We start from the raw sequence: 8,556 nt of genomic DNA, 5'->3' as shown, positions 1-8,556 counted from the left end.
GCTGGCTGGTGAAGAACCGGCGCGAAGCCGAAGCCCTGGTACGCTGGTAAAAGTAAACGGGCTGCAACGGGGGCAGGAAGTGCTGCAGGAAATTAAAGTGGCCCTGGCGCAGGAGACCGGCACCATACGGGAGCTCTTTAAGCCCGGCCTGCGCATGGCCCTGGGGGTAGGGGTGGTGCTGGCACTCTTTTCGCAGATCACCGGCATCAATGCCATTATCTATTATGCGCCCGAGATCTTCAAGAGCATTGGCTTTGCCACCGAATCGGCCTTTACCCAAACCCTCTTTATCGGGCTGGTCAATACCATTTTCACCTTTGTGGCGCTCTGGCTTATTGACCGGGCGGGCCGCCGGGCACTGCTGCTCTGGGGCGTAGGGGGCATGGCGTTCTGCCTGCTGGCGGTGGGCATTTGCTTCTATTTCTCCATTACGGAAGGCCCCTGGCTGCTCATCTTTATCCTGGGCTTTATTGCCTGCTTTGCCTCCTCGCTGGGCCCCATTCCCTGGGTGATCATCTCGGAGATTTTTCCCACCAAGACCCGGGGCGTGGCCATGTCATTCTGCACGGTGGTGCTCTGGATAGGGGTGGTGCTCATTACCCAGCTTACCCCCATGCTGCTGGAAAGCATTGGCGGGGCCTTTACCTTCTGGGTGTTCATGATCAATGCCCTGTTTCTGCTCTTCTTTACCTGGCGGATGATCCCCGAAACAAAGCAGCGCACCCTGGAAGAAATAGAGCTCAGCTGGCTGCATAAACGTGGGTAGCCCTTTCCTGTACGATTTTCAGAAACTGCTAAGAGATATCCTAAGATGATGCAAACGGAATACCTATTGGCGAGATGGAAGGGGGCCGGGGCCCTGGTGGTTGGGCTAGCCCTGTGCCTTTTTCCCCTCGCTACTCAGGCCGGGCCCGACAATATCGCCCCGCAGGCCAAGGTAACCGCTTCTACCACCCTCAATGCCGACTTTGCCGCCGCTAAGGTAACCGACGGCATCATCGGCGTAGCCGGCAGGGGCGAGTGGGCCAGCGAAGGCGACACCACCGACTGGGGCTACATCCGCTTCCCCTGGATCGAGCTGCGCTGGCAGGAGCCCCGCACCATTGGCAGTGTGCTGCTCTACGACCGCCCTTCCCCAAAAGACCACATTGCCGGCGGCCGGCTGCAGTTTAGCGACGGCACCGAAATCTGGGTAAACCAGATCCCCAACGACGGCACCGCCAAAGCCATTCGCTTTGCGCCCAAAAAAGTGGAGTGGATCAAGTTTGTGACCACCGACGGCAAGGGCCGGGACCTGGGCTTTTCCGAGATTGAGGTATTTCCCGCCCGGGCCGACTATACCGATTACGTTAGCTGGGTAGACCCCTACATCGAGACCAATCGGGGCCGCTATTTCTTCTTTGTTACCGGCGGGCGCCCCTTTGGCATGGTAGGCGCTGCCCCGCATACCCGCAACAAGAACCAGAACGGCGGCGGCTATAACTACAACGAGACTGAAATACTGGGCTTCGGGCAGATCCACAACTGGATGATGTCGGGCCTGGAGATCATGCCTGCCACGGCCGAGGTAGACCCCCGGCAGGGCGAGCGTGGCTGGAAATCCTACTTTACCCACGATGATGAAATAGTGCAGCCCGGCTACCAGCGGGTATTCCTGCACAAGTACCGCAACTGGGTAGAGCTTACGGCCACCGAGCGGGTAAGCTTCTATCGCTTTACCTACACCCGCGATGCCCAGGCGCAGATCATTGCCAACCTGGGCGGCTACCTGGCCAACAGCACCATGGCTGGGGCAGATGTAAAACGGGTGAGCACCACCGAGCTGGAAGGTTCCTTTAGTTCCGTAGATCGCTACTGGGGCGGGCCCAAAGACGTAAAAGTATTCTTTGTGATCCAGTTCGATAAGGCCTTTGATGAGCTAAAGGCTTGGAAGGGCAAGCAGCTTTTGGAAGGGGCTACCCAGGTGCAGGGCGATAGTGCCGGCATTGCGGCCCTCTATCAAGTAAAAGGGGGTGACCAGCTGCAGATGAAGATCGGCATCTCCTACACCAGCATTCAGAATGCCCGCCAGAACCTGCAGCAGGAATGCCCCGGCTGGGACTTTGATGCGGTGCGGGCCGAAACCCGCACCATCTGGAACGACTGGCTGGGCAAAATGGCCGTAAGCGGCGGCACCGAAGCGCAGCGCACCAAATTCTACACCGATCTCTGGCATGTGCTGCTGGGCCGCCACAAGATCAACGACCTCAGCGGCGATTACCCCGACCGCACCCGGGGCACACGGGAGGGCACCTTTACCGATGCTGAATTTAAAGTACGCCAGCTACCCAAAAATAAAGACGGCAGCCTGCGCTTCAACATGTACAATTCCGATGCCTGGTGGCTCTCGCAGTGGAACCTGAATGTGCTCTGGGGCCTGGCCTGGCCCGAGGTGCAGGACGAAATGTCGGCCTCCATGCTGCAGTATGCCGAATGGGGGTACCTGCTGCCCCGCGGGCCGGCCGGTGGCGGCTACTCCTACATCATGACCAGCTGCCCGGCCACCAACCTCATTGCCAGCACCTTTCAGAAGGGGCTGCTCACCAAGGCCAATCCCAAACGGGCCTTTCAGCTCATCAAACAAAATCACCTGCCCGGCGGCATGCTGGGCGATGCGGCCGATATTGAATTCTATACCGAAAGGGGATACTGGCCCGGCAATGCGGGCATCACCATCGAGGCCGCTTTTCAGGACTGGGCCATTGCCCAGATGGCCGATAAGCTGGGCCTTAGAAAAGACCGGGATTTCTTCAGCAAACGCTCCCAGAGCTGGCGCAATCTCTACAAGCCCGATCAGAAGCTGCTTTTTCCCAAAGACCGGGAAGGCAACTTTATGCACAATAACCCCCTGAGCGGCGCCGGCTGGGTAGAGGCCAACGCCTGGCAGGGCAGCTGGGGCGTATCGCATGCCATCGGCGAGCTGGCCGGCCTTATGGGCAGCGCCGATACGCTCACCTCCATGCTCAATTATGCCTTTGAGCAGGCCCAGCCCTCCGATTTTGTCTTTGCCTACAATGATGGCTACGTAAGCTACGCCAACCAGCCCGGCTGCTCCAATGCCCACGTCTTCAGCTATGCCGGTAAGCCCTGGCTTACGCAGTACTGGGTGCGCCAGGTAAAAGAGCAGGCCTATGGCGGCGTTACGCCCGACCAGGGCTATGGCGGGCACGATGAGGACCAGGGACAGATGGGTGGCGTAAGCGCCCTGATGGCCATTGGCCTGTTTAACCTGCAGGGCAATGCGGCCAAAACCCCGGTCTACGACATCACCAGCCCCATTTTTGATGAGGTGGTCATTCAGCTCGATCCAAAATATTATAAGGGTAAGCAGTTTACCATTCGCACGCACAACAACAGCCCCGAAAATATGTACATCCAGCGCGCTACCCTTAACGGGCAGGAGCTGAGTACCTTCTGGTTTACCCACGAGGACTACGCCAAAGGGGGTACGCTGGAGCTCTGGCTGGGCCCCGAGCCCAACAAGGCCTGGGGGGTAGGTGCCCTGCCGCCCGGTGTCCGCTAGCGGCGGCACCCCTTTTATGCTAAATTCAATTCTATCCAGAATGATAAAGACCTGTAACACCCTCTTCATTGGATCTGCCCTGCTAACGGGCCTGCTGGGCGCCTGTTCCACCAATCGGGACGGGCTGTCCGAAAACGATCCGTCCGCTACCCGTCCGGTGGCCCGCGATACCTCCCTTACCGAGCTGCGCTTTACGGCCGAAGAAGCCCCCGAGTGGTCGAACCTTTTCAAACGCACTTCCGGCTGGTTTGGCGGCGATGGCATCTTTGCCATTCCGATGCATGGGGTCGATACGGCCGGTGCCGGCGCCGATACCACTACGCTGATTCTCTTTAGCGATACCCTTATTGGCGAGATTGAGGACAATGCTGTAGATGATGATTCCTATGTGATGATCAACAACTCCGTAGCCCTGCTGAAGGGGGTAGAGCCTCGGGAGGAAAACCTGAGCTTTCACTGGGCCAATCAGGGAGGGGATAAGCCCCAATCCATCTTTGTGCCCAACACCCCCAATACCCGGCCCGGCGAGTACTACTGGCTGGGCGATGGCTTTGTAAACCACCAGAAAGGGGGCGATACCTATATCTTCGGCTACCGCATTGCCAATACCGAGGCCGAAACCTTTGCCTTTAAGGAAGTGGGCAATACGCTCATCATCATTCCGGCCGGCAGCCAGCCCCCCTTTACCGACCAGCGCCAGATCGATACCCCCTTCTACATCGACTCCGACTCGCCCGAATCTACCGGCTCCATCGGTGCCGGCCTGTTTGTGAACACCAAGGAGGCCGGAGCGCCCGATCCCGACGGCTACCTCTATGTATACGGCATCCGCGGCAAAGCCAAGGAAGTGATTGTAGGCCGGGTGCAGCCTGCCAACATCGAAAACTTTGGGGAGTGGCGCTTCTGGGATGGCAGCCAGTGGCAGCCCGAGATGCTGAAGGCCGCCCCCATTGCCGACCGGGCCTCCAACGAAATGAGCGTAAGCCCCCTGCCCGATGGCCGCTACATCATGGTATTTCAGACCGATGGTATTGGCAAAACGGTAGGCGCCCGCCTGGGCCTGCGCCCGGAGGGACCTTTTGGGCCCATGATCACCCTTTGGGATGCCTCCGAAGATGTGGCGCCTACCAAAAACTTTATCAGCTACAATGCCAAGGTGCACACCAACCTCTCCCGGCCCGGCGAGCTGCTGATCTCTTACAACATCAACTCCTTTGATTTCTTCAACGATATCAAAACCCACCCCAACCTCTACCGGCCCAGATTTATACGGGTGAAGCTGGAGTAAGGAGGATGAAGCGTGTAGTCAACATGTTTATGAGATAGCTTCTAAGCACCAACCCAGCACCCCATGAAGCACCTTACTTCCTATCTGCCCCTCCTGCTGGCCCTCCTGCTGCTGCAAGCCTGCAAGGCCCCTGCTACTATGCAGCAGCCAACAGCCCCTGCCGCTACGGAAGTGCAGGACGAGACCCCCTTTGCCCTGGCCGGCGTGCTACAAAGCGGCATGGTCATTCAGCAGGACAAGCCCTTTCGCCTCTGGGGCACGGCACCGGCAGGCAGCAGCCTGCGCATTCAGGCCAGCTGGCACCCCCAGGCCGTACAGGCACAGGCCAGCGACAGCGGCAGCTGGATGGCTGAGATCCCCGTACCAGCCGCCACCCCCGGCAATTTCGATGCCCATACCATTCACATTGTGCGGGAGGGAGATGCCCTTACGCTTACCGACCTGCTGATTGGCGAAGTGTGGCTCTGCAGCGGACAATCGAACATGGACATGGAAATGAAGGCCAAGCCGCCCTGGCTGGAAGGGGTGCTGAATTTTGAAGAGGAGATTGCGGCGGCCAACCATCCGGCCATGCGCTACATCAACATCCAGAAAGGCTTTACCAAAACGCCCCAGCCCGATGCTAAAGGCACATGGCAGCCCGTAACGCCCCAAACCGCCGGCGATCTGAGCGGGGTGGCCTACTACTACGGCCGCCAGCTGCTGCAGGAGCTGCAGGTACCGGTGGGGCTGGTGGTTTCGTCCTTCGGCGGCTCGGCTGCCCAGGCCTGGACCAGCCGCGAGGCTCTCTCGGCCGATCCGTACGTAAAACAGCGCTACCTGGACCCCTACGACCAGAGCACCCAGCCCACCGAAAGCCTGGATTCTATCCAGACCCTGGAAAAGCTCTTTGAAGTGCTGGCCCGGCCTACGCTGCTTTACAATGCCATGATCCACCCCCTTACCCCCCTTTCCATCCGGGGCTTTTTGTGGTACCAGGGCGAGTCCAACAAGCTGGATGGTGCCGACTATACCCCCCTGAGCGCTGCCCAGATCCGGGGCTGGCGCAAGGCCTTTGGCCAGGGCGAGCTGCCCTTTTACTTTGTGCAGATGACCCCCTACAACTGGGAGGAGACTGATTCTACAGCCACCTACTACGCCCGCCTGCGGGAAGCGCAGGAGGCCATTCTGGCAGAGGTTCCCAATACGGGCATGGCCGTTACCATGAATGTGGGCGAGATAGACAACATTCACCCCCGCGATAAAAAGAGCGTGGGCGAGCGCCTGGCCCGCCTGGCCCTGCACCACACCTACAACCAAAAGGGGGTGCAGCATCTGGGTCCGGTGTACGAATCCTTTACCGTAAAGGGGGCGGTTGTGCAGCTGCGCTTCAAACCCGAAAGTATTGGTTCCGGCTTAACCACCAGCGACGGGAAGCCGCCCCGGCACTTTTACCTGGCCGGCGAAGACCGGATCTTTTACCCGGCAAAGGCTACCATTGTGGGCAATGAAGTACGCTTGGAGTCTGACAAGGTCAAAAAGCCCGTAGCCATCCGCTATGCCTTCACCAATTACCCCCTTACCAACTTCGGCAACAAGGACGGACTGCCGGCGCAGCCCTTCCGCACCGATCGCTGGGAAGAACCCAAACCCTGATCCTTCTCCCCTCAACCCCCAACAAATATGAATCCATTCCGCCCCCTGTATACCCCCTTTGCGCTTTCGCTGCTGGTCGGCCTGGCCCTTGGCGGCTGCAACAGCGATGCCACCCAGCAGCCCGATGCCCAAACCCAAACGCCCCACAACCGCACCATAGCCCGGGAGGGAGAATTTTCCATCAAGGCCGAATCCGTTCCGCAGTGGGAAGAAATGCTGCGGCACACCTCCGGCTGGCTGGGCGCCGATGGGGTGTATGCCGTAGCCCTCAATGGGGTAGAGCGGCCCGGCAGCGTAGGGGATGGCGAAACCATGTTCTGGTTCAGCGATACCATTATTGGCGAGATCGAGGACGATTCCCTGAAGGCCAACTGGGAAATGATACACAACTCCATCGGCTACATGCAGGGCAGCGAGCCCGATCCGGAGAAGATCAAGTTTCACTGGCGTACAGGAGAAAAAGGGGAAGCCCATTCCATGTTTGAGCCCACCACCCCCAATGCAAAGGAAGGAGATTACTACTGGCTTGGCGATGGCTTCTTTAACCATGCCGCCGACAGCACCATTTATATATTCGCCTACCGGATCATGAACGTACCCGGCGGCATTTACCCCTTCGATGATGTGGGCGTATCGCTCATTGCTCTGCCAAAGGGAAGTCGCCCCCCTTTCGAAAACCAGCGGCAGCTCGATACCCCCCTGTTCTTTAAAGACAGTCGGGGCAGGGGCAAGGTGGTGTTTGGCGTCAGCATTATGGCCAACACGGTAGGCGCCGGCGCACCCAAGCCCGATGGCTACATCTATGTCTATGGGGTGCGTGGCCCGCAAAAAGAGCTGCTCGTAGCCCGCGTGCCCGACCGGGAGTTTGAGAATTTTGGCCAGTGGCGCTACTGGGACGGCCGGGACTGGAATGCCGACATTCACCAGGCGGCCGCCCTCACCAGCCGGGTCTCCAACGAGATGAGCGTAAGCTTTCTGGAAGATGGCCGGGTCATTGCCGCCTATCAACTCGATACCAACTCGCCCACCGTGGCCATACAGGTAGGGCGCTCACCGGTAGGCCCGTTTCAGCCCATGAAAGAGGTATACCATACGCCGGAGATCTACGAAGACCTGGATTTCTATACCTACAATGCCAAGGCCCATCCGCACCTCTCGGCCCCGGGTGAGCTGCTGATCAGCTACAACGTAAATTCCTTTGATTTTATTGACGACATTCACCGCCACCCCCACCACCTGCGCCCCCGCTTTATCCGGGTAAAACTGGCCGAGGAGCGGAAATGATAATATCCGGCAACTCGTACCACGAATTACTCGTGGCACGAGTCAGCAGCCAGATTGTACGTGCAGCTGGTATAGTAGAATCGTTAACTAAATTGATATAGCCACGAGCTGCGGCTGATACAGTAAATCAGAAACAGATAAAACAAAGCAGCATGCAACCCTCACCACCCAACCCCACCCCCCTGCGCCTGCAGAATGCCAGCACCCTGCTGGAGGTGGACCTGTGGGGTGGGGCCATCACCCGTTTTCAGCTGTTGCCCGATGGGGTAAACCCCCTGAGCTTTCGCTTCGGCCCCGAGCAGATGCCCTCCAATAACCAGGGTGGGGCACCCTACCAGGGGCATTTCCTGTGCCTGGGCCGCTGGGGCGAGCCCTCTGAAGGCGAAAAAGCAGCCGGCATGCCCAACCATGGCCAGTTTGCCAACATCCGCTGGGAGGCTGAGGAAGGTGAAAACGAGCATATATGCCTGATGAAAGCCGCCGCCCCCCTGGAGGGCCTTAGGCTGCAGCGCCGGGTGCAGCTGGATGCACACAGCGCTATTTTTGCCGTGGAAGAAAAAGTACGCAACACCTACCCCCCTGGGCCGCCCCTACAACATGGTGCAGCATCCTACCCTGGCGGCCCCCTTTCTGGATGGGCAGCTGCGGGTAGACTGCAATGCCGGCCCGGGCTTCGACCAGCTGCGGGACCCCGAAGCCAGCCGGGAGCTGCACTGGCCAGCAGGGCTTACCAAAGGGGGTAATCCCCTGGATCTGCGCAATCCGCAGCAGCCCTATAGCTCGGTAT

Annotated in this window: 6 protein-coding genes; all 6 read left to right on the top strand. The window is 58.9% G+C overall.

Annotated features, from left to right (window positions below):
* On the top strand, positions 1-766 hold a 766-nt coding region (locus ADICEAN_RS19025; protein ID WP_161622737.1), incomplete at its 5' end, for an MFS transporter.
* Between the two features lie 45 nt (positions 767-811).
* The gene (locus tag ADICEAN_RS19020; RefSeq protein WP_009197288.1) at positions 812-3,562 is read left to right on the top strand and encodes a GH92 family glycosyl hydrolase; all 2,751 of its coding nucleotides are present in this window, start codon (positions 812-814) and stop codon (positions 3,560-3,562) included.
* Positions 3,563-3,602: 40 nt separating this feature from the next.
* The gene (locus ADICEAN_RS19015; protein ID WP_009197287.1) at positions 3,603-4,850 is read left to right on the top strand and encodes a DUF4185 domain-containing protein; all 1,248 of its coding nucleotides are present in this window, start codon (positions 3,603-3,605) and stop codon (positions 4,848-4,850) included.
* 63 nt (positions 4,851-4,913) lie between these two features.
* Positions 4,914-6,485, top strand: coding sequence for a sialate O-acetylesterase (locus ADICEAN_RS19010; RefSeq protein WP_009197286.1), 1,572 nt, complete (start codon positions 4,914-4,916; stop codon positions 6,483-6,485).
* A 27-nt stretch (positions 6,486-6,512) separates the two neighbouring features.
* On the top strand, positions 6,513-7,769 hold the full coding sequence (locus ADICEAN_RS19005) for a DUF4185 domain-containing protein (protein WP_009197285.1): 1,257 nt from the start codon (positions 6,513-6,515) through the stop codon (positions 7,767-7,769).
* Positions 7,770-7,921: 152 nt separating this feature from the next.
* The gene (locus ADICEAN_RS19000; RefSeq protein ID WP_009197284.1) at positions 7,922-8,512 is read left to right on the top strand and encodes a hypothetical protein; all 591 of its coding nucleotides are present in this window, start codon (positions 7,922-7,924) and stop codon (positions 8,510-8,512) included.
* The last annotated feature ends 44 nt before the right edge of the window (positions 8,513-8,556 follow it).

Origin of the sequence: Cesiribacter andamanensis AMV16 (genome assembly GCF_000348925.1) — a bacterium.
Classification (GTDB): Bacteria; Bacteroidota; Bacteroidia; order Cytophagales; family Cyclobacteriaceae; genus Cesiribacter; species Cesiribacter andamanensis.
Note: the sequence above shows the minus strand (reverse complement) of the source record. Positions and strands in the feature narration are given on the sequence as shown.